Source organism: Paracoccus sediminicola, from assembly GCF_027912835.1.
GTDB lineage: Bacteria > Pseudomonadota > Alphaproteobacteria > Rhodobacterales > Rhodobacteraceae > Paracoccus > Paracoccus sediminicola.
Window position 1 is genome coordinate 673,793 of record NZ_CP115768.1, and the last position, 23,862, is coordinate 697,654.

General features: G+C 65.7%; 20 protein-coding genes, 1 tRNA gene and 1 pseudogene. 7 read left to right on the forward strand and 15 right to left on the reverse strand.

Annotated features, from left to right (window positions below; genetic code table 11):
* Positions 1-198: 198 nt before the first annotated feature.
* Together PAF18_RS03305 and PAF18_RS03310 are read left to right on the forward strand one after the other, a co-directional pair.
* Entirely contained in the window at positions 199-1,659 is a 1,461-nt protein-coding gene (locus tag PAF18_RS03305; protein ID WP_271118043.1) for a mannose-1-phosphate guanylyltransferase/mannose-6-phosphate isomerase, read from the forward strand.
* A complete protein-coding gene (locus PAF18_RS03310; protein ID WP_271117215.1) occupies positions 1,659-3,035 on the forward strand; it encodes a phosphohexomutase domain-containing protein in 1,377 nt (458 codons plus the stop codon). Before PAF18_RS03305 ends, PAF18_RS03310 begins: the two co-directional genes overlap by 1 nt.
* On the opposite strand, the gene PAF18_RS03315 is transcribed toward PAF18_RS03310, so the two are convergent.
* Entirely contained in the window at positions 3,032-3,979 is a 948-nt protein-coding gene (locus PAF18_RS03315; protein ID WP_271117216.1) for a GT-B fold glycosyltransferase domain-containing protein, read from the reverse strand. The genes PAF18_RS03310 and PAF18_RS03315 overlap by 4 nt on opposite strands.
* A gap of 215 nt (positions 3,980-4,194) precedes the next feature.
* Here PAF18_RS03315 and PAF18_RS03320 point away from each other — a divergent pair, with 215 nt between their 5' ends.
* Complete coding sequence (locus tag PAF18_RS03320) at positions 4,195-5,238, forward strand: AbrB family transcriptional regulator (RefSeq protein WP_271117217.1); 1,044 nt, start codon at positions 4,195-4,197, stop codon at positions 5,236-5,238.
* Here PAF18_RS03320 and PAF18_RS03325 read toward each other — a convergent pair.
* The 11 genes and pseudogenes from PAF18_RS03325 to PAF18_RS03375 all read right to left on the reverse strand — a co-directional run bounded on the left by PAF18_RS03325 (position 5,235) and on the right by PAF18_RS03375 (position 14,517).
* A complete protein-coding gene (locus PAF18_RS03325; protein WP_271117218.1) occupies positions 5,235-5,903 on the reverse strand; it encodes a DUF2848 domain-containing protein in 669 nt (222 codons plus the stop codon). The genes PAF18_RS03320 and PAF18_RS03325 overlap by 4 nt on opposite strands.
* Before the next feature lie 9 nt (positions 5,904-5,912).
* A pseudogene (locus PAF18_RS03330) lies at positions 5,913-7,193 on the reverse strand (TRAP transporter large permease).
* Complete coding sequence (locus tag PAF18_RS03335) at positions 7,190-7,798, reverse strand: TRAP transporter small permease subunit (protein ID WP_271117219.1); 609 nt, start codon at positions 7,796-7,798, stop codon at positions 7,190-7,192. The pseudogene PAF18_RS03330 and the gene PAF18_RS03335 overlap by 4 nt, the downstream one beginning before the upstream one ends.
* Positions 7,795-8,832, reverse strand: a complete 1,038-nt coding sequence (locus PAF18_RS03340) for a TRAP transporter substrate-binding protein (protein WP_271117220.1) — start codon at positions 8,830-8,832, stop codon at positions 7,795-7,797. Before PAF18_RS03340 ends, PAF18_RS03335 begins: the two co-directional genes overlap by 4 nt.
* A gap of 49 nt (positions 8,833-8,881) precedes the next feature.
* Positions 8,882-9,709: a putative hydro-lyase gene (locus PAF18_RS03345; RefSeq protein WP_271117221.1), complete on the reverse strand. Its 828-nt coding sequence runs from the start codon at positions 9,707-9,709 to the stop codon at positions 8,882-8,884.
* A gap of 72 nt (positions 9,710-9,781) precedes the next feature.
* Positions 9,782-10,657 carry a LysR family transcriptional regulator gene (locus PAF18_RS03350; RefSeq protein ID WP_271117222.1) on the reverse strand — a complete coding sequence of 292 codons (876 nt, stop codon included), beginning with the start codon at positions 10,655-10,657 and terminating at the stop codon, positions 9,782-9,784.
* A 91-nt stretch (positions 10,658-10,748) separates the two neighbouring features.
* Complete coding sequence (locus PAF18_RS03355; RefSeq protein WP_271117223.1) at positions 10,749-11,474, reverse strand: ABC transporter ATP-binding protein; 726 nt, start codon at positions 11,472-11,474, stop codon at positions 10,749-10,751.
* Entirely contained in the window at positions 11,471-12,274 is an 804-nt protein-coding gene (cysW, locus tag PAF18_RS03360; RefSeq protein WP_271117224.1) for a sulfate ABC transporter permease subunit CysW, read from the reverse strand. Before cysW ends, PAF18_RS03355 begins: the two co-directional genes overlap by 4 nt.
* 1 nt (position 12,275) lies before the next feature.
* Entirely contained in the window at positions 12,276-13,121 is an 846-nt protein-coding gene (gene cysT / locus PAF18_RS03365) for a sulfate ABC transporter permease subunit CysT (protein ID WP_271117225.1), read from the reverse strand.
* A 70-nt stretch (positions 13,122-13,191) separates the two neighbouring features.
* Positions 13,192-14,214: a thiosulfate ABC transporter substrate-binding protein CysP gene (cysP, locus tag PAF18_RS03370; protein WP_271117226.1), complete on the reverse strand. Its 1,023-nt coding sequence runs from the start codon at positions 14,212-14,214 to the stop codon at positions 13,192-13,194.
* Positions 14,215-14,442: 228 nt separating this feature from the next.
* Positions 14,443-14,517 (reverse strand) — tRNA-Gln (locus tag PAF18_RS03375).
* A gap of 46 nt (positions 14,518-14,563) precedes the next feature.
* Here PAF18_RS03375 and PAF18_RS03380 point away from each other — a divergent pair.
* Positions 14,564-15,799, forward strand: a complete 1,236-nt coding sequence (locus PAF18_RS03380; protein ID WP_434802237.1) for a BaiN/RdsA family NAD(P)/FAD-dependent oxidoreductase — start codon at positions 14,564-14,566, stop codon at positions 15,797-15,799.
* 28 nt (positions 15,800-15,827) lie between these two features.
* Positions 15,828-16,955, forward strand: coding sequence for a tRNA guanosine(34) transglycosylase Tgt (gene tgt, locus PAF18_RS03385; RefSeq protein WP_271117227.1), 1,128 nt, complete (start codon positions 15,828-15,830; stop codon positions 16,953-16,955).
* A 15-nt stretch (positions 16,956-16,970) separates the two neighbouring features.
* On the opposite strand, the gene PAF18_RS03390 is transcribed toward tgt, so the two are convergent.
* On the reverse strand, positions 16,971-19,235 hold the full coding sequence (locus PAF18_RS03390; RefSeq protein WP_271117228.1) for a Hint domain-containing protein: 2,265 nt from the start codon (positions 19,233-19,235) through the stop codon (positions 16,971-16,973).
* A gap of 376 nt (positions 19,236-19,611) precedes the next feature.
* On the opposite strand from PAF18_RS03390, the gene rnd reads away from it, so the two are divergent.
* Both rnd and PAF18_RS03400 read left to right on the forward strand, forming a co-directional pair.
* A complete protein-coding gene (rnd, locus tag PAF18_RS03395; RefSeq protein WP_271117229.1) occupies positions 19,612-20,790 on the forward strand; it encodes a ribonuclease D in 1,179 nt (392 codons plus the stop codon).
* A complete protein-coding gene (locus PAF18_RS03400; RefSeq protein WP_271117230.1) occupies positions 20,790-21,758 on the forward strand; it encodes a GNAT family N-acetyltransferase in 969 nt (322 codons plus the stop codon). The genes rnd and PAF18_RS03400 overlap by 1 nt, the downstream gene beginning before the upstream one ends.
* A 7-nt stretch (positions 21,759-21,765) precedes the next feature.
* On the opposite strand, the gene PAF18_RS03405 is transcribed toward PAF18_RS03400, so the two are convergent.
* Positions 21,766-22,725 carry a beta-ketoacyl-ACP synthase III gene (locus PAF18_RS03405; RefSeq protein WP_271117231.1) on the reverse strand — a complete coding sequence of 320 codons (960 nt, stop codon included), beginning with the start codon at positions 22,723-22,725 and terminating at the stop codon, positions 21,766-21,768.
* On the reverse strand, positions 22,722-23,849 hold the full coding sequence (gene plsX / locus PAF18_RS03410; RefSeq protein ID WP_271117232.1) for a phosphate acyltransferase PlsX: 1,128 nt from the start codon (positions 23,847-23,849) through the stop codon (positions 22,722-22,724). Before plsX ends, PAF18_RS03405 begins: the two co-directional genes overlap by 4 nt.
* Positions 23,850-23,862: the final 13 nt, after the last annotated feature.

Here is a 23,862-nt window from a genome sequence, read left to right on the forward strand (position 1 = left end):
GGCCGCGCCGATCGCTCGTGCAGCAGTGCAGCTTCGTAAGCCCGCGCCGATTTCCGTTCCGCGCCGCGTCCGCCCCGGCTCGCGCGCTTTGCGATGAACCACTCGATGATTGCCTAAGACGGGCCGGGCCTTTATGCACGCCGTGCCTCCCGCATGAGCCTTCATCCGGGAGAGGTTGAGACTGAGAGGCCCGACATCATGCACCCTTCCGCGCCCGCGAAGCTGTTTCCCGTCATCCTGTGCGGCGGATCGGGGACGCGGCTCTGGCCGCTCTCGCGCAAATCCTACCCAAAGCAGTTCGTTCCGCTGATCGGCGAAGAGACGCTGTTCCAGCAGGCCGCCTTGCGCTTTGCCGGAGAGGGGACGGATTTCGGCGCCCCGGTGATCGTGACCGGATCGGATTTCCGATTTGTCGTCACCGAACAGCTTGCGCAGCTGGGCATCGACCCCGGCGCGGTGCTGATCGAGCCAGAGCCGCGCAACACCGCCCCCGCCGTGCTGACCGCCGCGCTCTACCTGATGGCGCGCGACCCCGATGCGGTGATGCTGGTCGCGCCCTCGGATCACGCCATCCCCGACGCAGCCGCGTTTCGCGCCGCGGTGGCGCGCGGCATGGCGGCGGTGGGCGCGGGCAAGATCGTGACGTTCGGCATCACCCCCGACCGCCCCGAAACCGGCTATGGCTATCTAGAACTTGCCGCCGCCCCCGATGAAGGCGAAGCCGCCGTCGATCTGGTGCGCTTCGTGGAAAAACCCGACGCAGACCGCGCCGCGAAACTGCTCGGATCGGGGAATTTCCTGTGGAATGCGGGCATCTTCCTCGCCCGCGCCGCCGATATGGTCGAGGCATTCCGCCGCCATGCCCCCAAGGTGATGGAGCCGGTCGCGGCCGCGCTGCAGAACGCGACGGCCGATCTGGGTTTCATGCGGCTCTCGCCCGAGGACTACGCAAGGGCGCCGTCGATCTCGGTCGATTACGCGGTGATGGAAAAGGCCGACAACCTTGCCGTGGTGCCATTCTCGGCGGGCTGGTCGGATCTCGGCGGTTGGGACGCGGTGTGGCGCGCGCAGGATCCGGATGCGAATGGCGTCGCTCTGGCAGGAGAGGCCTATGCGCTCGATTGCCGCGACACGCTGCTGCGCTCGGAATCCGAGGGGCAGGTGCTGGTGGGCATCGGGCTTGAGAACATGATCGCGGTGGCCATGCCCGACGCTGTGCTCGTTGCGCCGAAGGACCGCGCGCAGGATGTGCGCAAGGCGGTCGATCTGCTGAAATCGCGCGACATCGCGCAGGCCGAGACCCTGCCGCGCGATTACCGACCCTGGGGCTGGTATGAAACGCTGGTGATGGGCGGGCGCTTTCAGGTCAAGCGGATCGTGGTCAATCCCGGCGCCTCGCTGAGCCTTCAAAGCCATCACCACCGCGCCGAGCACTGGATTGTCGTCGAAGGCACCGCCAAGGTCACGGTGGGCGACACGGTTCAGCTCGTCTCGGAAAATCAGTCCGTTTACGTCCCGCTCGGCGCGGTGCACCGGATGGAGAATCCCGGCAAGCTGCCGATGGTGCTGATCGAGGTGCAGACCGGCAGCTATCTGGGTGAGGACGATATCATCCGCTATGACGACAAATATGCACGCGGGCAGGGGGCCAAGGGCTGATGACCGCGCTCACCTGTTTCAAGGCCTATGATATTCGCGGGCGGCTTGGCGATAATCTCGACGCAGGCATCGCCTATCGCATCGGGCGTGGCTTCGCGCGGGCGCTCGACGCGCGCCGCGTGGTGATCGGGCGCGATATTCGCCAATCCAGCGAAGAGCTGTCGCAGGCGGTGCGCGACGCGCTGATCGCGGAGGGTGTTGAGGTGCTCGATCTCGGGCTTTGCGGCACCGAAGAGATGTATTTCGCCACCTCGCATTTCGGGGCGGATGGCGGGATCGAGGTCACGGCCTCGCATAATCCGATGGATTATAACGGCATGAAGATGGTCGGCGCGGGCTCGGCCCCGCTTGCCGGAGAGACCGGGCTGGATGCGATCCACAAGCTGGCCGAGGCCGATGATTTCGGCGCCGCCAAGCCGGGCGGCGTGCTGCGCGATGTCGCGGCCGAGGCGCGCGCGGCCTATGTCGACAAGGTGGTGAGCTTCGTCGATATCTCGGCGCTGCGCCCGTTGAAGATCGTGGTGAACTCGGGCAATGGCGCGGCCGGACCCAGCTTCGATGCCATCGCCGCGGCTCTGGCCGAGAAAGACGCGCCGCTCGCGTTCATCCGGCTGCATCACGACGCCGATGGCAGCTTTCCCAACGGCATTCCCAACCCGCTTCTTCCCGAAAACCAGCCGGTGACCGCGCAGGCGGTGCGCAAGGCGAAAGCCGATATGGGCATCGCCTTCGACGGCGATTTCGACCGCTGTTTCTTCTTTGACGAAACAGGCGCTTTCATCGACGGCGAATATATGGTCGGGCTTCTCGCCGCCGCCTTTCTGGCGCGAGAGCCCGGCGCGCGCATCGTCCATGATCCGCGCGTGATCTGGAACACGCGGGATATCGTCGCGGCGCAGGGCGGCACGGCCATCCAGTCGCGCACCGGCCATGCCTTCCTGAAGGCCGCGCTGCGCGAGCATGATGCCGTTTATGGCGGCGAAATGTCGGCGCATCATTATTTCCGGGATTTCGTCTATTGCGATAGCGGCATGGTGCCGTGGCTGCTCGTGGCCGAGCTGATGGGGCGCGAGGATCAGCCGCTCTCGACGCTGATCCGCGAACGGCGCGCGGCGTTCCCGTCCTCGGGCGAGATCAATTTCGTGCTGATCGACCCCGATGCCGCGCGGGCACGGGTCGAGGCGATCTATGCGCCAGAGGCGAAGGCGCGCGATGACACGGACGGCTTGTCGCTGGATATGGGAAACTGGCGCTTCAATCTTCGCGCATCGAATACCGAGCCGCTCTTGCGTCTGAACGTGGAATCCCGCGGCAGCCGCAAGCTTTTGGCACGACAGGTCGCAGCGCTGCGCGAGGTGATCGAGCGCGAAAGCTAGGCCGGTGGCGACGCGGCGCTGTCGTCACCCTCGCTTTCTCCTTCGCCCGGCGGCAGGTAATGCGCCTGCCGCAGCAGCCTCTCTGCCTCGGCGTGAAGCGCTGGCGGAATCATCGCCAGCGCATCCTCGCGGAGCGAGGCATATTGCGGGGCAGGCGTCAGGAAGCGCGCGCGGTGATAATGCAGCAGCCGCATTTCGTCGAGCCCGCTGAGATCGGCGCGGTTCGAGATCGAATAGTTATATTCCTCGGGCAGGGCCTCATAGCGCAGCCCGAAACGCTTGATGGTCAGCGGCAGGGTGATCTGATCCAGCCAGGGCCGCTTTTTCGCCACCGCGCATTTCCAGTCGAACAGGCTTGCCGTTTCCAGCCAGAGCTGGCCGAAACGCTTGCCATCGCGCAGCGGCTCTTCGCTGACGCCGATGAAGCCGGCGTTGAAATAGGGATAATAGCTGACCTTCCCGCGCCGCATGAGCTGCACGCGATCCTCGGGCAGCGGAAGGTCGAAAAACGCATAGGCGCGCTCCCATCGGTCATTTTCCTGGCCCCATGTGGGGACGCCCTCCGGCACCGCGAAGACCGTCCCGGTCCGGGTATAGTCCAGATCGTCGAGCCGCCCGAGACAGACCATGTCGGTATCAAGAAAAAGCGACGCATCGCTGTCACGCGGCTCGGCGAGCGCGAGCAGTTTGTTGCCATGCGGGTAGTCCTTCTTCCACAGCCCTGCCGGATCGCGCAGCGCCCTTACCGATACGCCACAGGAATCGTACATCGCTCGCGTCGCCGGGGAGAGTTGGTCGAAGGAGGCCGCAGGCATATAGGCGATCAGCGAAACGCCCGGATTGGCCCGATGCTGTCGAAACAGGGACGACACGAGCAGCAGCGACTGCGCTTCCAGCCGCTCGCCATCGACGATGAAAATGATTGAAAGGGAAGTGTTTGTCATCCGGCCACCTGAATTTGCCGGATACTAGGCGATAAGGCCGGGATAGTTCACGCCCTGTTTCCGCATCAGGGCAAAAAACCGGGATTCTCTGTCGAGGCTGGCCTGTTGCGCGCCGGGGCGTTACTGATCCGATATCGCGGGCGATCGGCAGGCTGGCAAGATGCTGACGGGTTCCGACAGAGCGGGTGCGAGCCGTCGGAGAGGATGGAGAGGCCGTGGCTAAACTGCTGAAATTTGGCGCGACCTATCTGCTATGCGTCTTGTCCGGGTGGCTGTTTGCGCGTCTGGGTCTGCCATTGCCGTGGATGATCGGGCCGCTCTTGGCGACGGCGGCGCTGGCGCTGAGCGGGGTGCTGCGCGAGGCGATGCCGGTGCGCACGCGGCCGTTCGGGCAGGCGGTGGTGGCCTCGACGGTCGGGCTGTCCTTCACGGCCGAGGCGCTGCGCGTGGTCATCGAGCTGATGCCTCTGCTGATCGGCATGTCGGCGATGACGGCCGGTCTGGCTCTGGCCATGTCGCTGATCCAGGCGCGTCTGTCGGGGGCGAAGCTGTCGCGCATGGTGCTGGCGACCTTCCCGGTCGCGCCGGTCGAGGCCGCGATCATCGCCGAGAATAGCGGCATCGCCGCCGCCCCGGTGGTGATGGCGCAGACGCTGCGGATCGCGGCGGTGGTGGTCGCCGTGCCGCTGCTCCTCTATGCAATTGACGGGCGGCCGGAAACCGTCTCGGCGCTGTCGCCCAATGGCGACTGGGATGCGCCCGGACTGGCGCTGATGGTGCTTGCGGTGCTGGCCGGTGGCGCAGTGTTTCACCGTTTCGGCTGGGCCAACCCGTTCTTTCTCGGCCCGCTTGCAGCGGTTGGCATCGCCACTGCCTTCGGGGCCGATCTGTCGCCCTATCCGCCGGTGATCCTCGGTGCCGCGCAGATCACGCTCGGGGCCTGGCTCGGCTCGACCTTCCAAGCGCATCTTTTCGAGGGGGCGCGGCGCGAGCTGATTGCCTCGACCTTCGGCACCGTCCTGCTGCTGGCGCTTGTCTGCGCGGGCGCGGTGCTGATCGCGCGGCTGTCCGGCCTGTCATGGGAGACGGTGATCCTCGCCACCGCGCCGGGCGGGGTCACGGAAATGGCGCTGACGGCGCAATATCTCGATCAGGACGTGTCGCTGGTGACTGCCGCCCATGTCGTGCGGATTTTCCTGCTCATGCCGCTGGCCCGACCGCTTGTCCGCCTGGCGCGGCGCTTCGATCAAGGGCCCTAGGCAACCACCGGCAGCGTGCTGGTCTCGTATTCCAGCGAAATCACGCGCCCCAACACCTTGTCGCGCATGGTCATCCGCATCCGCTCGGCAGGGCGCACGCCGCCCTTCGCCCCGAACGTGCCGCACAGCATCGCGGCCGCGCCCTCTGCCGCCAGCCCGGCCAGCCCCGATCCCTCGATCAGCGAATCCAGTGGCCGGATCGCGTCGAGCGTCCCTTGCTGATAGGCCACCCAAGCGCCGCGCTCATGGATGTCCGAGGTGATCTCGATCCGCTCCAGATGCGGCGCGACCTCGTCCCACGGCCAGAGCAGTGGCGCGACCGGCTTGGCGCAGAGCTGTTTCGACGCCGCGACCGAGACCGCTTCCAGCTTGCGGTCGGTATGATCCGATCCCAGCCCGAGAAACCGCTTGCCGCCCGCGATCAGCACCAGCGGTTCGGCCTCGCCCGAACTGTCCGGGCCCAGAACCGTGATCCGCGGCGACTGGGTCAGCAGCGACGGAGCGCACCGGTAATAAAGCGGCACCTGCGAGGGCGGTGCCACGCCCAGCTCGGCAAGCTCGTCGATATGGTGCTGAACGGCGGCGCCGTCGCGCCCGGTCCAGCCCGCGACAACGAGATGTGCGGGATCGCAATCCAGCGCCGCGCCGTTGACGGTAAAACGCATGATCTCTCCTTATATCTGGGCCGGCAGCCATAGCGCGAGGCCGGGCAGCGCCACGAGCGCCGCGACCATCAGCAACATCACGATGACAAACGGGATCACGCCGATCATGACCTGGCCGAGACTGCCGCCCTTGCGCGCGCCCTGCACCACATAAAGATTCAGCCCGACCGGCGGGGTAATCAGCGCCATTTCAATCAGCACGATCAGCAGGACGCCGAACCAGACCTTGTCGTAGCCGAGCTCGGCCATGATCGGCACCACGATGGGGATGGTGGCGACCATGAGCGAGAGCGTCTCGATGAAGAAGCCGAGGATCAGATACAGCACGATCACCAGCATCAGCGTCCCGAAAGGCGACAGCCCGGCCTGTTCCAGCAGATCGGTCAGCACCCGGCCCAGACCCGCCGAGGTCAGTGCGAAGTTCAGGAAATAGGCCCCGGCGATGACCAGCATGAGCACGGCGGTGATGCGGATCGTGCCTTGCAGCGCCTCGGCGATCTTGCGCAGGTTCAGCCCGTCTCCGAATGCAGCGATGACCGCGGCCATCGCCACCCCGATCGAGGCGGATTCGGTGGGTGTCGCCCATCCTCGATAGATCGAGCCGATGACGACCACGAAAAGCAGCACGATGGGGATCAGGTCGCGCAGGCTGCGCAGGCGCTCGCCCCAGCCATAGCTGCGCGAGGGACCGCCGAGCGCAGGCCGCACCGCGCAGATCGCGGCGGTGACGGCCATGAACCCGACCGCCATCAGCAGGCCGGGGATCAGCCCGGCCGAGAAAAGCTGCGGGATCGAGGTTTCGGTGAGGAAGCCGTAAACGATGAGATTGATCGAAGGCGGGATCAGGATGCCCAGCGTGCCGCCCGCCGCGATGGCACCCGAAAACAGCCGCGGATCGTAATCCAGCCTTTAGGCCTGCGGCATGGCCACGGTCGCGACCGTGGCAGCAGTGGCGACCGACGATCCCGAGGTCGCCGAAAACATCGTCGCGGTGGCGATATTGGCATGGACCAGCCCGCCCGGAAGCCACGAAAACCACCGGTCGAGCGCGGCATAGGTGCGCGCCGCGACCCCGCCCTTGACCAGCATCTCGCCCAGCAGGACGAACATCGGAATGGCGATCAGCGTCGAGGAGTTGGACGCCGACCACACCACCTGACCCATCCCGCGCAGCAGCGGGAAGGGCGAATGGAACTCGGCCACGCCCACGCCCAGCATGAACAGGACCGCGCCGACCGGAATCGAGAGCGCCAGCAGAGCCAGAAGCCCGATGAAGACCTGGGCGATCATGCGCGCTCTCCCTTCTGCCGGCGCGCTTCGGCCAGCGCCTCTTCGCCCTCGTGATCCATGCCGACGGCGCTTTCCAGAGCGTCCCAGTCGGTGCGGGCGGCCAGGATCAGCGCCAGAATCAGCGTCGCCACGGCGCAGATCGCGAACCACAGCCAGCCCGCGAACCAGATCCCTTGCGGAATCCACAGCGGCGTCTCCAGCGGCGTGTTCGCGCGCGAGCCGCGTTCAAGCGTCTTCGACAGCACCGGCCAGGCCTGATAGGCGACCAGCACCGCAACCCCGGTCAGGCAGGCGATCGAGATCAGGTCAAAGACCGCCCGCATCTTCTCGCCCGACATCTGGCGCAGCAGGTCGATGCGGACATGGGCGCGCTCGGTCAGCGCGACGGCCAGACCCCAGCTTGCCAGCGCCGCCATGACATAGCCGGAAATCTCGTCCGAGCCGCCAAGCGAGCCGCCGGTCTGGCGCAGCACCACATCGAGGATCACAAAGACCACCGTCGCGGCGAGCACCAGCCCGAGCAGCAGCCCGACAGCGCGATTGGCACGCCGCAGCCCGGATAGGGTCCGGGCCACGGCACCATGCTGGGCCGCAGACTGCGTCATTCGACGGTGATGCCCATCTCGGCGCCGACGCTGTCATTCCAGCGCGCCACCCAGTCCTCGCCCGCCCGGCTGGCCCAGTCGGGCAGAACTTCCGACGTCAGGATCTCGGTCGCGGTGGCGGTGTCGTCATCGGATGCCTCGACCAGCGTCATCGACGCGGCCTCGCCCGAGGCGCATTCGCCGCTGCCGGTCAGACAGGCGATGTCGTTTTCCAGCCCGCCGCTCGCGGCCTCCCATGCCGGGGCCTCCAGCCCCTCCGAAACGGCGCTTTGCAGGGCCTCCTGCTGCTCGGCCGACAGCCCCGCCCAGCGATCCGCGTTCATCGCGATCACCACCGGGTCCCAGCCGCCAAGCGGCAGCGTCATGAGATGGTCCGACACCTCCCACCAGCCCGCGGAATAGCCCGAACCGGCCCCGGTCACGGCGCAATCGATCACGCTGCGTTCCAGAGCGCCCGGCACCTCGGAAAAGGCGACATTGATGCCCTCGGCGCCAAGCGCCTCAAGAAACTTGGTGGTCATCCGGCCAGAGCCGCGCACCTTCTTGCCTTCCAGATCTGCCAGGCCGGAGATCTCGCCCTTGCAGAACACCACCTGCGGCGGATAGGGCGCGATGCCCAGCATCTGCGCGTTGAAACGTTCCTGCATGATGTCCGCGACCATCGGCTTGGCCGCATCGACCATGCGCCTTGCATCCTCGGCGGTCTCGGCCAGAAGCGGAACGTCCAGCCCCTCCAGCTCGGGCGCATCGCCGACGGTATAATCGGCCACGGTCGCGCCCACATCGAACACCCCGTCGCCGAGCATGCGATACACGTCCGCGCCGGCGATACCCATCTGGTCGAAGCTGGTCAGCTGGGCGGTGAATTCATCGCCGGTCATTCCGGCGATCTCGTCATTCCAGAACCCGGTCTCGAAATCCTGATAGAGCGGCAGGTTCGACCAGGTGCCGACCACGGCGAGTTCTTCCTGGGCGAGGGCCGGGCTGGCCAGCGCCGAGGCGCAGAGCAGGGCGGCGGTGAGTTGGCGTGTCATGATGTTTCCTCCTTGTCGGGTTGCGGGGCGGTTGGTCCGGCCCCTTCATTCAGTCATTTGCGGCTTGCAGGTCGGTGACGAGCATATGGCCGGGGCTGTGGGTCATCGCGAAGGGCAGGCGGGCATGACGCAGCGCCTGCTGGCCGGTGACGCCGCAGGCCCAGAACACCGGCACGTCGCCTGGTGCCAGAACCGGCGCGTCGCCCCAGTCCGGCGCGTCGAGATCGGGAATGCCGATGGCGCCGGGGTCTCCCAGATGAAGCGGCGCGCCATGGGCCAGCGGGAAGCGCGCGGAAATCGCGCGCACCTCGTCCAGCCGGTCAGAGGGCATGGCCCGCATCGAGACCACCATCGGCCCGCCGAACGGCCCCGAGGGCGCGGTGTCGATATTGCTGCGATACATCGACACGTTACGCCCCGCCTGCTGGTTTCTCAGCGGCAGACCGGCGGCGAGCAGCGCCGCCTCGAAGGAAAACGAACAGCCGAGCACGAAACTCACCAGATCGTCGCGCCAATGCGCCGAGATATCGGTCACAGTTTCGGCCAGCTCTCCGTCGCGCAGGATGCAATATCCCGGCACATCGCTGCGAATATCTATTCCTGCGCCAAGTGTCGGCAGCGCCGGATCGCCCGGCGCGCTCTGCGCCAGCAGCGGAAGCGGCCGGGGGTTCAGCTCGCAGAAACGGGCGAAATCATCGGCCTGCGCCTGCGGCAGGATCACGAGATTGCCTTGCAAGAACCCATCGCACTGCCCGGTGGTCGGGTTCGCGAAAGCACCGCTGCGAATGGCGGCGCGCAGCGCGGCCGGACCGGGCGCTTCGGGTTTCGCAGCATCTGAGGCCGCTGCGCTGTCTGAATTTTCAACATGAGATGACATATGCCCATGGTTTCACCGCGCAGCCGCCGAGGTCAATCATCGGTCGGAAGGTAAATTGATCTTCTGATGAGATCAGTCGCGCGCCGCCCGCGCCACGAGCTGTCCGATGCGACGATTGCGCTCGGGCATATAGGCGACGACGAATTCCAGATCCGGCAGTTCCAGCTCGGCGGAAACCTTCAGCCGGTGGATGGCCTTGCGCGCCGGGTCAAGCATCGCCACCAGCGAATCCGGGATCGTCCCGACGCCGAAGCCGCGCGCGGTCAGGTGATAGGTCATCGACAGCGAGGCCGAGGAATGGATCGCAGGCGCGGGCCCCTCGCGAGAGATCAGCCGCTCGGCCACGTCCTGATGCGGCGGGGCGATGCGCGGGAAGGTGACGATCGGCAGCGCCGCAAGCTCGGCTGCGGCGACCTCTCGGCCGGGTGCGACAAGCTCGGGCGCGCTCCACCAGCCGATGGGGACCGAGGGCAGCGCGTGACCGACCGCGCGCGGCGGCAGACAGGCGCGCATCATGATCGCCACGTCTAGCTGATCCTCACGCAGCGCCTGCGCCATATCGCGCGACAGCGCCACCGAAAGCTCGAATCGAAGCTGCGGAAAGCTCTCATGCAGCCGGGTCAACATGCCGGGCAGCATGGTGTGGGTCATCGTCTCGGCGACGCCCAGGCGAACCGTGCCTGCGGGTCCGGCGCCGGACATGTCCGAGGCGATGCGGTCGCGCTGCGTCAGCAGGGCCTCGGCCTGTTCCAGAAAGCGCCGCCCGGCAGGGGTCAGCCTCACCCCGCGCCCCTCGCGGGCGAAAAGGCTCAGCCCCATGCGCTGTTCCAGATCGCGGATGCGGCGCGAGATCGCCGATTGCGCCAGCCCCAGCTCATCGGCGGCGGCGCGGAAACCGCCTGCGCGCACCACGCTGCGCATGATGTCGATATCGCGAAAGCCGAACATGCGAGGCTCCGGAAACTGTCACCTGGGCCAGCATAGCCCGGACGCACCGGGCGGCAAGCCCGTCGGGGCCGCGGCGGGGCCGCGACCGGGCCTATTCCACCGGCGCGAACATCGCCCGCACCGCATCATTCGCCGGATTGTCGCGGATGACCTCGGGCGCGTCATATTGCACGATACGGCCGCGATCCATCACCGCGATGCGGTCGGCAAGGGCGCAGGCCTCGGCCCGGTCATGCGTGACCATGATTGCACCCACCCCGGCCTTGCGCTGGAGATCGCGCACCTCGCCGCGCAGCGATTGCCGCACCTGCGCATCGAGCGCGCTGAACGGCTCGTCCATCAGCAGCAATTGCGGATCGATGGCCAGCGCGCGGGCCATGGCGACGCGCTGCCGCTGCCCGCCCGAAAGCTGCGCCGGATAGCGGTCGGCAAGGTCCGGCAACTCGACCATCTCCAGCAATTCGCGCACGCGACGGTCGATCCGATCCCGCCCGGGTCGGCGCTTGCCATCCATTACCCGCAGCCCAAAGGCGATATTCTGCGCCACCGTCATGTGACGGAACAGCGCATAGCTCTGGAACACCATGCCGAAATGCCGCTTGCCGGCGGGCAGGCGGGTGATGTCCTGCCCGTCAAGCAGCAGCCGCCCCCGATCGGGATGGGCCAGCCCGGCGATGATGTTCAGAAGCGTCGTCTTGCCCGAGCCGGAAGGGCCCAGCAGAGCCACGAATTCGCCCGCCTCGACATTCAGCGAGACGCCTTTGAGGACATCGGTGTTCTCAAAGGATTTGTGGATGTCGATTGCCTGAAAGGTCATGAATGGGCCTCTTTTCTCGGGCCGAAACGGGTCAGCACGCCGCGCAGCACCAGCGTCACGAAGGCGAGCGCGGCGAGAACCGTGGCGGCGGCGAATGCGCCGGTGGCGTTGTAATCGTTATACATCAGCTCGATTTGCAGGGGCAGCGTCATGGTGCGGCCCCGGATCGCGCCGGAGACCACGCTGACCGCGCCGAACTCGCCCATCGCGCGGGCCATGGTCAGCACCGTCCCGTAAGCCAGCCCCCATGAGATATTCGGCAGGACGACATGGCGAAACACCTGCCAGCCATTCGCGCCGAGGGTGAGGGCGGCTTTCTCTTCCTCCTCGCCGGTGACTTGAAGCACGGGCAGGATCTCCCGCATCACGAAGGGGCAGGTGACAAAGAGCGAGACCAGCACGATGCCGATCAGGTTGAACATAAGCTGGATGCCGAACGGCTCCAACGCCGCGCCGACGGGGCCATATGCGCCATAGATCAGCAGGAAGGCGAGGCCCGCCACGATGGGCGACATGGCGAAGGGCAGCTCGATCAGGATCAGCAGCACGCGGCGGCCCCAGAAGCGGTAGCGGGCGATGAGCCACGCGGCGGCCACGCCGAAGATGATGTTGACCGGCACGACGATCAGCGCGGCGATGACCGTCAGCTTGATCGCGGAGAGGGTTTCGGGGTCGGTGATGGCGGTGAGATAGGCACCGGCGCCCTCGGCAAAGGCGCGGTCGAAAATCGCGATGACGGGCATGAGGACCATGACCGCGAGAAAGAGGATCGCCAGCGTGATGAGGATGGGTTTGGCCATGTTACGCCCCCACCCGCAGATAGGATTGCAGGCGGTTCTGCATCACGTTGATCGCTACGAGCAACACGAGCGAGAGCGCCAGCAATGTGCCCGCAACGGCGGCGGCGGCGGGATAGTCGAATTCGTCGAGGCGGATCAGGATCAGGAGCGAGGCGATCTCAGTCTCATAAGGCAGGTTGCCCGCGATGAAGATGACCGCGCCGAACTCGCCGAGCGAGCGCACGAAGGAGAGGCCGATGCCCGTGAGAATTGACGGCATAAGCGGGCGGAGCAGGACGCGAAAAAACATCTGAGGGCCGGTCGCGCCGAGGGTGAGCGCGGCGGCTTCCTCCGCCGGGTCCAGTTCCTCGATGGCGGGCTGGATGGCGCGCACCGCGAAGGGGATCGAGGTGAACGCCATGGCGATGACGATACCCCACCATGTATAGGCGATCTGGATGCCGAGCGGATCGAGGAGTTGCCCGACCCAGCCAGAGCGGTCGTAAAGCGCGACGAGGGCGATCCCGGCGACGGCCGTGGGAAGCGCGAAGGGCAGATCGACCAAGGCGTCCATGATGCCGCGTCCGGGGAAGCGGTAGCGGGTCAGCACCCAGGCGAGGATGAGGCCGAACACACCGTTCAGCACCGTCGCGGCCAGCGCGGCGGTGATGGTGATCCGCAGTGCGGCCAGCACCCGGTCCGATGACATGATGCGCAGATAATCGCCCGGCCCAAGCTGCGCCAGTTGCCACAAAAGGCCGCTCAGCGGGAGCAGCACGATCAGGCACAAAAACAGCACCGTGATCCCCAGAGACAGGGAAAATCCCGGCAGAGTGCGAGGGCTGCGGCGCGTGAGGGCGGCGGTCATGCGGATCGGTCCATCAAAGATGCCCCCGGCGCAAGGGCGCGCAAGGGGCGGGGTTCAGTCGTGCGAAAGATCAGTTCCGCTGGATCTGGTCAAGCGTGCCGCCGTCGCTGAAATGCGTTTCCTGCGCCTCTTGCCAGCTTCCGAACACATCTTCGACCGTCAGCAGCTCCACTTCGGGGAACTGGTCCGCGGTGGCCTCCACCACCGTTTCGTCATGAACGCGGTTGTTGAAAGACGCGATAATCTCCTGCGCTTCGGTGCTATAGAGGAAGTTCAGATAAGCCTCGGCCACATCCGTCGTGCCGCGCTCTTCTGCGACCTTGCGGACCACGGCGACCGGGAATTCGGCCAGCAGCGACACTTCCGGCACCACGCGCTCATATTCGCCTTCCGGCTCGGCGGCCCGGATATTTTCCACCTCGGCCTCGAAGGTGATCAGCACATCGCCGATGCCGCGCTCGACAAAGCTGGTGGTCGCGCCGCGCCCGCCGGTGTCGAAGACTGCGACGTTGTCGAGAACCTTGCCGACGAATTCCTGCGCGGCGGCATCGTCGCCCTCGAATTTATCGAGCGCATAAGCATAGGCGGCGAGATAGGTATAGCGGGCGTTGCCGCTGGTTTTCGGGTTCGGGAACACGATGGACACGTCCTCACGCGCCAGATCGTCCCAATCCTCAATGCCCTTGGGGTTGCCGCCCCGCACGAGGAAGGCGGGGAGCGAGTAATAGGGCGAGGCGTTGTTCGGCAGGTCCTGCTGCCAGTCCTCATCGACAAAGCCGTTTTCGGCCAGGATCTGCACATCGAGCACCTGATTGAAGGTCACCAGATCGGCCTGAAGCCCCTGAAGGATCGCGCGCGCCTGCTTGGAGGAACCGGCATGGCTCTGCTCGATGGTCAGCGTCTCGTCGTTTTCCTCGGCCCAGTTTTCGATGAAGACGGGGTTCAGCGCAGCGTAAAGCTCGCGCGCGATGTCATAGGACACGTTCAGCATCTCGCGGTCCTGCGCCTGAGCGGGCGCGCCGAGACCGGCCAGAGCGATGGCAGCGGCGCCGAGGCTGCGCGCGATGAAAAGGGGGGTGGTGCGTTTCGGCATGGTAATCTTCCTGTGTTCAGGCGTCGTTCCCGCTGCAAATGGTATATTTGTTCGCCATATTGCAATCGCCTTGGAATATTTAAGGCAGATTTTGCGCACAGAGGTAAATGGGAGGAACGATATTCTATCGCCCTCGCGCAAGCCGGACTGGCTGCCACCCCGGACCGAACGCAGCACGACGCGGCGCATCGCAACGCACGCCCGTTCCAGCCTGACACTTTAGGAAACTGGCTGGGGCGGTAGGATTCGAACCTACGGTACACGGTACCAAAAACCGCTGCCTTACCACTTGGCTACGCCCCAACGGTGCGGGCGTATCTAGCGCCCGTTTCGGGGCGGTGCAAGGGGGATGCGCGAAAAACTTGCGGGCGGATTTCGCCGCGCGTATGGCGGCGGGATGGAGTGCGATATTCTCATCATCGGCGGCGGCGCGGCGGGGCTGTTCTGCGCGGGCAGTGCGCAGGCGCAGGGCGCGCGGGTCGTGGTGCTGGACCATGCAAAGCGCCCGGCTGAAAAGATCCGCATCTCGGGCGGCGGTCGCTGCAACTTCACCAATTTGGCGACGACGCGAGAGCGGTTCCTGTCCGCCAATCCCCGCTTCTGCGCTTCGGCTCTTGCCGGATACCGCCCGCAGGACTTCGTGGCGCTCGTGGATCGGGCCGGCATTGCCTGGCATGAAAAGACGCTGGGCCAGCTGTTCTGTGACGGCAAGGCGACGCAGATCACCGAGATGCTGATCCGCCGGATGAACGGGGCCGAGCTGTGGCTCGACACCGCGCTGAACGGCCTGACACGCGGTCCTGACGGGTTCTCGGCGCAGAGCTCGCGCGGGGTCGTGCGGGCCGGGCGGGTGGTCGTCGCCTCGGGCGCGAAGTCGATCCCGAAGATGGGGGCGACCGGGCTGGGCTATGATCTTGCGCGGCAATTCGGGCTGGGAATTGTCGAGACCCGCCCCGGCCTCGTGCCGCTGACCTTTGCCGAACAGGATCTGGCACTGTGCAAGCCTCTGGCGGGCGTCTCGGTCGAGGCCGAGATCCGGCACGGCAAGACCCGCTTCCGCGACGCGCTGCTGTTCACCCATCGCGGGCTGTCGGGGCCGGCGGTGTTGCAGATTTCCAGCTTCTGGCAACCGGGCGACATGATCGAGATCGACCTCTGCCCGCAAGCCGATCTGGCCGCCGCTCTGCGTGACCGGCGCGGGCAGGGCGGGCGCGTGGGTATCGCCACGGTGCTGGGCGCGCATCTGCCCGCCCGGCTGGCCGAGGCGATCGCCGCCGATCTGGGCCTCGCCGGCGCAAGGCTGGCCGATCAGAACAACAAGACGTTGGACCGGATCGCGCAGCGCATCCATCGCTGGCAGGTCCGACCCGTGGGATCAGAAGGTTACCGCACCGCCGAGGTCACGGTGGGCGGGGTCGATACGACATATCTCGACGCCAGGACCATGCAGGCGCGCGACGTGCCGGGTCTGTATTTCATCGGCGAATGCGTCGATGTGACGGGCTGGCTTGGCGGGTATAATTTCCAATGGGCCTGGGCCTCGGCCCATGCGGCGGGGGTTTCGCTGGCAGGCGGCGGGCGCTAGAAGGCGGGCCTGCAAGAAAGGGCCGGGCATGAGCAAGTTTTCCTTCACCCTGAACGCCACGGATGGGCGCGCCCGGACCGGCGTGATCGAAACCCCTCGCGGCGAGATCCGCACGCCCGCCTTCATGCCGGTCGGCACGGCGGCGACGGTCAAGGCGATGCTGCCTGACTCGGTCCGCGCGACCGGGGCCGATATCCTGCTGGGCAACACCTATCACCTGATGCTGCGCCCCGGTGCCGAGCGGATCGAGCGGCTTGGCGGTTTGCATCGATTCATGAACTGGGACCGCCCGATCCTGACCGATTCCGGCGGCTTCCAGGTGATGAGCCTTGCCGATCTGCGCAAGCTGACCGAGGACGGGGTGACCTTCGCCAGCCATGTGGACGGCTCGCGCTATGTCCTGTCCCCCGAAACCAGCATGGAGATCCAACGTCAGCTTGGCTCGGACATCGTCATGGCCTTCGACGAATGCCCGGCCCTGCCCGCGACCGAGGCGCGTCAGGCCGAGGCGATGCGGCTGTCGATGCGGTGGGCGCAGCGTTCGCGCGATGCCTTCGGCGAGCGGCCCGGCCATGCGCTGTTCGGCATCATGCAGGGCGGTGTTCTGCGCCATCTGCGAGAGGAAAGCGCCGAGGCGCTGAAAGCAATCGGCTTCGACGGCTATGCGATTGGCGGGCTGGCCGTAGGCGAGGGGCAAGAGGCGATGTTCGGCGTGCTGGACTATGCCACCGATCTGCTGCCGCAGGCGCAGCCGCGTTATCTGATGGGCGTCGGCAAGCCCGACGATGTGGTCGGTGCTGTGCAGCGCGGGGTGGACATGATGGATTGCGTGCTGCCTTCACGCTCGGGGCGGACCGGGCAGGCCTGGACCCGGCGCGGGCAGATCAACATCAAGAACGCGCGCCATGCCGACGATCCCCGCCCGCTCGATGAAGATTGCACATGCCCGGCCTGCACCGGCTATAGCCGTGCCTATCTGCACCATGTCTTTCGCGCCAAAGAGATGATCTCGGGGATGCTGCTGACCTGGCATAACCTGCATTATTACCAGGACCTCATGGAGGGGCTGCGCGCGGCCATCGCGGCCGGCACACTGGATGACTTCGTGGCCGGTTTCCACGCGGCGCGGGCGCAGGGCGACATTGCGCCGCTTTGATATATCGCCGCGCGGCTAGAGCGACGCCGCGTCAAAAAGCGGCTTGCCGTTCTTCACATGGCGCGCGACGGCCTGAGCCACGCGCCGCCCGCCGGGGCAGCTCCGCGCGAGCTGGGCGCGATAATCGAGATCGCTCAGCTCGGGGAAAATCGTCAGGATTTCGTCGCGTGCCTCGGGAGACAGGTTCTTCAGCGCCTCGGGTCCGGTAAACAGCGACTCCGCCTCGGCGCCATTGGCAAAGACGATCTCGTGGCGGTCGAAGAGCATGTGATAATATTCAACCGCGCCGGCATGTTCCGCAGGCTGTATACCGGCAACGCCAAGCAGCTTCTTCGCGGCGATGAGAACCTCTTCCTCTCCGAACATCCGGATCGCAATGCGCGATTTCACCAGGATGCGATGCTGCGGAGACACGCAAAGATCGCGGGCAGGATATCCCGGCCCCAGCGCACCCGCCGTGATCCGGATCGGCCGCATCTCGGGATGCTGTTCTAGCGTCTGCGGCGACATCTCGCGGCAGCCGATCCACAGGACCGGTTTCAGCCCGTGATCCTTGGTGCGCACCATGTCGCCCACGCGGATCTCCTCGATCGGGGCGAGGCCGGTCTCGGTCTCGATCATCGTGCCGCGGGTGAAGCAGACCGGATGCTCGATCTCGCGAAACACGATACGATAATTATTGGTGCCATCGGTGACCAGATAGCTGCCGGAATAGGAATCGCCATCCGCATCCAGCGTCGCATCGACACTGCCCGACACGCTTTCCAGCCCCGGCCCGAGCACGATCTTGTCGAAATCGACCCCGGTCGTCTGCCCGCTGCCGCCATCGATGGTGATCGTCTCGCCCGGGGTCAGGCGGCTCAGATCGACATCGAAACTGTCGCTGTCATTGCCGCCCGAGGCGTTGTCGCCCGAACCGACATAAAGAACGTCATCCCCATCGCCGCCCGACAGGGTATCCGAGCCGGTATCACCGTAGATCTGGTCGTTGCCTGCACCGCCCTCGACGACATCGTTGCCGCTGTCTCCATGCAGCAGATCGTCGCCATCGCCGCCTTCGATCCGGTCGTTGCTCGAACCGCCGGACAGCTCGTCATTGCCGTCGCCGCCCTTGATCGTGTCATTGCCCGAGCCACCGATGGCGCGATCATCCCCGGTGCCGCCGTCAATCGAATCGTTTCCGGAATCGCCATCGACAAAGTCATTCCCGGAGCCGCCATAGACCGTGTCGTCGCCGGTATTGCCGCTGATGCTGTCGTCATCGGCGCCGCCGAACACCTCGTCATTGCCGGCGCCCGCGATTATGGTGTCATTGCCGTCTCCGCCCTGAATCAGGTCGCTGCCACCATCGGTGGCGGTGCCAGCCGTATCGTCGCCGAAGATCCGGTCATTGCCGTCGCCGCCGAAGATCTGGTCGTCATAGTCATACTGCGTGCTGTTGAACGTGCCGCCGATAATGCTGTCATCGCCCGCGCCGCCAAACAGCAGGTCGCCGCCGCTATTGCCGTCGATCGTGTCATTGCCCGCGCCGCCGTCGAAATAATTCGTCCAGACGCTGTCGTCGCGGTCGACACCGGTTCCGGCATAGCCCCGCATGTAGTCGTCGAATCGCGATCCGATGAGGCCGTCATTTCCGTTGAAATAATCGCTCCCGGATCCTCCGGTCTGCGCATTGGTGACCGTCTTGCCGTTGATCTGGGTCAGGTCCAGGTTAATGCCAGAGGTGGCGCTGCTGTAATCGACGATATCCGCCCCGTTGCCACCGTTGAAAGAATCGTTGCCGGCGCCTCCGATCAGCCTGTCCCAGCCTGACCTGCCATACAGGGTGTCATTCCCGTCCCCGCCGTTCAGGACGTCGCGGTCATCGGGATTGATATCGTCTCTTGGACCGCCAGTGATCTGGTTGGAGCCGTTATTGCCGTCATAGGTATCGGGCGATGAACTGAGCCGGGTAGAGCCCCCGGACGAGAATGTCTCGGGTCCGTTATAGACCGGCGAGGTTTCGACCTCTGCGGATGAAATACTGTCGATCTCGTCATCGGGCACGAAGTAGAGCTTGCCTGCCGCGTCGGTCATGAATACGCCGCCCATGGTCTGGTCGGTCACCTCGGTGCCGTCGGCAAGCGTCCCGGTGATCTTCCAGCTCGCCCCGCCGATGGTCGCGGTTTCGCTGCCCGCTGCGGCAGCGGCCGGGTCGAAATTGGTCGGTGTGGTGGCGATGCTGTCGCCGTCCCAAGCCGAATTGTCTGCACCAAGATTTACAAGATAACCCGTCGCCATCGCCTGTCTTCCCCGTCTTCATCCCCGACCCGTGAGCGGCCGGCACCCCTGTTACGCCTCGACAGCGGGCTATTCGCCGCCGATTCTCACCCGTTCCGGACATTAATAAGTCTTAACAAACCGAAATTGGCAAATATGTTGTAAAGTAACGTGCCGTAACATTGCGCTGTGGCTTCGCGACGACAGCACCCGGCGGATCGGGCAACGGAACGGGCTTTTTCGCATGTCTCGCGCGTCGGCTGCGCCGGGCGGGCAACATCCCGCCTGTCACCGGCTAATTTCGCCCGATCCGCGAAATATCTTTCCATATCATGGCAAAGCGCCTATGCGGGACGACGCTGGCGGATGAGCCGCCCATGCCCGCTGAAAGGCCCACATGACCGAATTTACAACTCTCACCACGACCGAGGCGCTCGCCCAGTTCTGCGAGCAGGCAAAGACCCAGCCCTATGTCACCATCGACACCGAGTTTCTCCGCGAACGGACCTTCTATTCCCGGCTCTGCCTGATCCAGATGGCGCTGCCGCCGGCCTCTGACGGCAAATCCGCGGACGGCCCGGCCGTTCTGGTCGATCCGCTGTCCTACGGCCTCTCGCTGGCGCCGCTCTATGATCTGTTCCGCCACGAGGCGACGGTAAAGGTATTCCACGCCGCGCGGCAGGATCTGGAGATCTTCTTTCACGATGCCGGGATCTTCCCGACCCCGCTTTTCGACACCCAGGTCGCAGCAATGGTCTGCGGCTTCGGCGAGCAGGTCGGCTACGAGACGCTGGTGCGCAAGATCGCCAAGGATAATCTGGACAAATCCTCGCGCTTCACCGACTGGTCGCAACGCCCTCTTTCGAAGGCGCAGCAGAGCTATGCCATCGCCGATGTCACGCATCTTCGCGCCATCTATGAATCGCTGAAGTCGCAGATCGAGAAATCCGGACGGGAAAGCTGGGTCGCGGAAGAGGTCGCGGTGCTGGTCGATCCCGAAACCTATATCACCCGGCCCGAGGACGCCTGGAAGCGGGTGCGCACGCGTTCGAACTCTCCGCGCTTCATGGCCATTATCCGCAAGCTGGCCGAGTTCCGCGAGGAATATGCGCAAAGCCGCAACGTGCCGCGCTCGCGGGTGTTCAAGGATGATGCTCTGGTCGAGCTGGCCTCGACCAAACCCAAGACCGAAGCCGAGCTGGGCAAGTCCCGGCTGCTGCTGCGCGAGGGGCGCAAGCCCGAGATTGCGCAGGGAATCCTGGCCGCGGTGAAGGCCGGGCTGGAAGATCCGGACCCGCCCCGCGTGCCCAAGGAACAGCCCGGCCCGCCCGGCAATGGCGCGCTGGGAGAGCTTTTGCGCGTGCTGCTGAAGGCCAAGGCCGAAGCCGCGCGCGTGGCGCCGAAGCTGATCGCGACCACGTCCGACCTCGATGCGATTGCACAGGGCGCGCGCGACGTCCCGGCGCTTCAGGGCTGGCGGGCCGAGGTGTTCGGCCGCGATGCGCTGCGGCTGGCCGAGGGGCAGATCGCGCTTTCCGCGGCGGGCGGCGCGGTGCAGGTGGTCGAGCTGCCGTGATGCTGGCGCTGCGTCCGCCAATGCTGGAGGATGTCGACGCCATCACCGCAGCCTTGCAGGATCCGGACGCGGCGCGCTGGCTGAGCTCGCTGCCGCAGCCCTATCGCCGTGAGGATGCGGTGGAATTCGTCCTTCATCTGGCCGGGCCGGAGGATCGGGCGATTACCGTCAACGGGCGCTTCGTCGGAATGATCCGGGTCGGGGGCGATCTGGGCTATTGGATCGCGCCCGGATATCGCCGCCGCGGCATCGCCAGCCGCGCCGTCTGCATGGCGCTGCATCAGGGATTCGCCGCCGGAGCCCAAACCGTCACGGCTTGCTATTTCAACGACAATCACGCCTCGGCCGCGGTGCTGCGGCGGGCGGGGTTCCGCCCCGACGGGACACGGATGGAAACGCGGCGGGCCGACGGTGCCCGGCTGGAACAGCAGGTGATGCGCATCACCCGCGAGGCCTTTCTTCTGGCGCTCGAAATCCGCACCCCGCGCTGCCGGATCGGGATGATGCGCGACGCGGATCTGGGCGCTCTGCACGACATCGTCACACGGCCAGAGATCGCGCGGATGCTGATGCGGTTTCATCCCGGCCAGAGCCTGTCGGATCTGCGATGCCTGCTGCGCCCGGAAACCGACCCGTTGCGCCGCCCGATGCGGCTGGCGGTCCGCTTCGAGGGACGCTGCATCGGCTCGATCGGGCTCGACAAGGGCGCGGTGCCGCCGATCTTCTATTTCCTGTCGCCCGAGATGGCCGGGCAGGGGATCGCCACCGAAATCGTCCCGGCCTTCTGCGACGCGGTGCAGGAATGGTTCGGCCTGGCCCGGCTCGGGGCAGAGGTATTCGCTGATAATCCCGCCTCGCGCCGGGTGTTGGAAAAATCGGGCTTCCAAGTCACCCGCGACGATCTGTTCCTGTCGGCGGGGCGGCGCGCGCCGGGTGCGGGCTGGGTGATGGAGCGCGGCGGCGTCTGATCCGGCGCTACCAGCGGAGCACGACGCTGCCCCAGCTTAGCCCGCCGCCAATCGCTTCGGTCACGATCACATCGCCCTTGGAAAAGCGGCCGGCAGCATCTGCCACGGCGAGCGCCAGCGGGATCGAGGCGGCAGAGGTGTTGCCATGATCGGCGACGGTCAGGATCACCTTTTCCATCGGCAGATGCATGCGCTGCGCGGTCGCGGCGATGATCCGGGCGTTGGCCTGATGGGGCACCAGCCAATCGACATCCTGTGGCGTCAGCCCGGCCTTGTCGATCGCCGCATGGGCGGTCTCGGCCAGCTTCTCGACGGCGTGGCGGAACAGCACATTGCCCTGCATCCGCAGCTTGCCGGCATTGCCGGTGGTCGAGACGCCGCCATCCACGTAAAGGATCTCGCGGTAAGAGCCGTCGCTGTTCAGATCGCTGGCGAGAATGCCGCGCTCGCCCTCGGCGGCTTCCAGCACCACCGCCCCGGCACCGTCGCCGAACAGCACGCAGGTGCCGCGATCCTCCCAGTCGAGAATGCGGCTGAACGTCTCGGCCCCGATGACCAGAACCCGTTGCGCCTGACCGGAACGGATCATCCCGTCCGCATTGGCCAGCGCAAAGACGAACCCGGCGCAGACCGCCTGAACGTCGAAGGCAAAGCCGGTTTTCAGCGACAGCCCGGCCTGCACCATCGTTGCGACCGAGGGAAAGGTCAGATCGGGTGTCGAGGTGGCCACGATCAGCGCGTCGATCTGGTCGGCGCTCATCCCGGCCCGGTTCAGCGCATCCTCGGCGGCGCGGATGGCCATTTGCGAGGTGGTCTCCCCCTCGGCGGCGAAATGGCGGCGCTCGATCCCGGTGCGGCTGCGGATCCATTCGTCGCTGGTATCGACCTTGTCCTCGAACCAGCTGTTTTCGACGATGCGTTCCGGAAGATATTGCCCGGTGGCCCGAATCACAGAGCGGATGGTCACGAAATCTGGTCCTCTCGGCGGGGATCGGTTCGGGGCGTGGCGGCCTCTTCGACTTCGGCGGCGGCGCGGGCGACGCGCTCTGCCAGACGGTCCTGAAAGCCCGATTGCGCAAGCCGGAAGGCCAGCTTGATCGCCGCCGACACGCCGGTCGCATCGGCCGATCCATGAGATTTCACCACCATACCGTTCAACCCGAGGAACACGCCTCCGTTGACCCTGCGCGGGTCTATTCTCTTTTGCAACCGTTTCAGCGAACTCAGCGCCAGAAGCGCGGCGAATTTCGACATGATGGAGTTGGCGAAGGCTTCTTTCAGGAAATCGCCGACCAGCTTTGCCGTGCCCTCGCCGGTCTTCAGCGCGACATTGCCGGTGAAGCCGTCGGTCACGATCACATCGGTGCGATCCGAGGGCAGGTCGCCCCCCTCGACAAAACCGACATAGTCGAAATTGCCATCTTCCTGAGCGCCGAGGATCAGTTCATGAGCCTCTTTCATCTCGGCCCGGCCCTTATGTTCCTCGGTGCCGACATTCAGCAGCCCGACACGCGGACGCTCGACCCCGAGCCCGTTGCGGGCATAGGCCGAACCCATCAGCGCATATTGCAGCAGGTCGGGCGCATCGGCGCGAATATCGGCGCCGACATCCAGCATGACATTGAAGCCCTGCGGATTGCGCGAGGGCCAGAGACAGGCAATCGCCGGGCGGTTGACGCCGGGCAGCTTGCGCAGGCGGATCGTGGACAGCGCCATCAGCGCGCCGGTGTTGCCGCAGGAAACGGCGACCGTCGCCTCGCCCGCGCGCACCGATTCGATGGCGGACCACATCGATGTGCCCCTGGCGTTGCGGATCACCTGGCCGGGCTTGTCATCCATGGTCACGACGCCTTCGGCATCGCGGATCTCGCATCGCCCGGTCAGATCGCTGCGCTTGGCGAGCAGGCGTTCCAGCTCGGCCCTGGGGCCGTGCACGATGAAACTGATATCAGGGTTCTTGTCGGCGCTTTTGGCGATCCCGTCGAGGATCACCGCCGGGCCCTGGTCGCCACCCATTGCGTCAACGGAAATGACCACGCTGCCCCCGGTCGAGGGGCGGCGTGGTGCATCATGTTCCGCGGACTGGGCCATGGTTCAGCTAAAC

Excerpts from the sequence above, each read along its gene's own strand:
- cysT (WP_271117225.1), bottom strand. The coding sequence starts at position 13,121 with ATGACCGCCGCCCTCACGCGCCGCAGCCCTCGCACTCTGCCGGGATTT.
- cysP (WP_271117226.1), bottom strand. The coding sequence starts at position 14,214 with ATGCCGAAACGCACCACCCCCCTTTTCATCGCGCGCAGCCTCGGCGCC.
- PAF18_RS03325 (WP_271117218.1), bottom strand. The coding sequence starts at position 5,903 with ATGCGTTTTACCGTCAACGGCGCGGCGCTGGATTGCGATCCCGCACAT.
- tgt (WP_271117227.1), top strand. The coding sequence starts at position 15,828 with ATGAGCAAGTTTTCCTTCACCCTGAACGCCACGGATGGGCGCGCCCGG.
- PAF18_RS03400 (WP_271117230.1), top strand. The coding sequence starts at position 20,790 with ATGCTGGCGCTGCGTCCGCCAATGCTGGAGGATGTCGACGCCATCACC.
- PAF18_RS03305 (WP_271118043.1), top strand. The coding sequence starts at position 199 with ATGCACCCTTCCGCGCCCGCGAAGCTGTTTCCCGTCATCCTGTGCGGC.
- PAF18_RS03340 (WP_271117220.1), bottom strand. The coding sequence starts at position 8,832 with ATGACACGCCAACTCACCGCCGCCCTGCTCTGCGCCTCGGCGCTGGCC.
- cysW (WP_271117224.1), bottom strand. The coding sequence starts at position 12,274 with ATGGCCAAACCCATCCTCATCACGCTGGCGATCCTCTTTCTCGCGGTC.
- PAF18_RS03315 (WP_271117216.1), bottom strand. The coding sequence starts at position 3,979 with ATGACAAACACTTCCCTTTCAATCATTTTCATCGTCGATGGCGAGCGG.
- rnd (WP_271117229.1), top strand. The coding sequence starts at position 19,612 with ATGACCGAATTTACAACTCTCACCACGACCGAGGCGCTCGCCCAGTTC.
- PAF18_RS03380 (WP_434802237.1), top strand. The coding sequence starts at position 14,564 with ATGCGCGAAAAACTTGCGGGCGGATTTCGCCGCGCGTATGGCGGCGGG.
- PAF18_RS03335 (WP_271117219.1), bottom strand. The coding sequence starts at position 7,798 with ATGACGCAGTCTGCGGCCCAGCATGGTGCCGTGGCCCGGACCCTATCC.
- PAF18_RS03350 (WP_271117222.1), bottom strand. The coding sequence starts at position 10,657 with ATGTTCGGCTTTCGCGATATCGACATCATGCGCAGCGTGGTGCGCGCA.
- PAF18_RS03390 (WP_271117228.1), bottom strand. The coding sequence starts at position 19,235 with ATGGCGACGGGTTATCTTGTAAATCTTGGTGCAGACAATTCGGCTTGG.
- PAF18_RS03345 (WP_271117221.1), bottom strand. The coding sequence starts at position 9,709 with ATGTCATCTCATGTTGAAAATTCAGACAGCGCAGCGGCCTCAGATGCT.
- PAF18_RS03310 (WP_271117215.1), top strand. The coding sequence starts at position 1,659 with ATGACCGCGCTCACCTGTTTCAAGGCCTATGATATTCGCGGGCGGCTT.
- PAF18_RS03355 (WP_271117223.1), bottom strand. The coding sequence starts at position 11,474 with ATGACCTTTCAGGCAATCGACATCCACAAATCCTTTGAGAACACCGAT.
- plsX (WP_271117232.1), bottom strand. The coding sequence starts at position 23,849 with ATGGCCCAGTCCGCGGAACATGATGCACCACGCCGCCCCTCGACCGGG.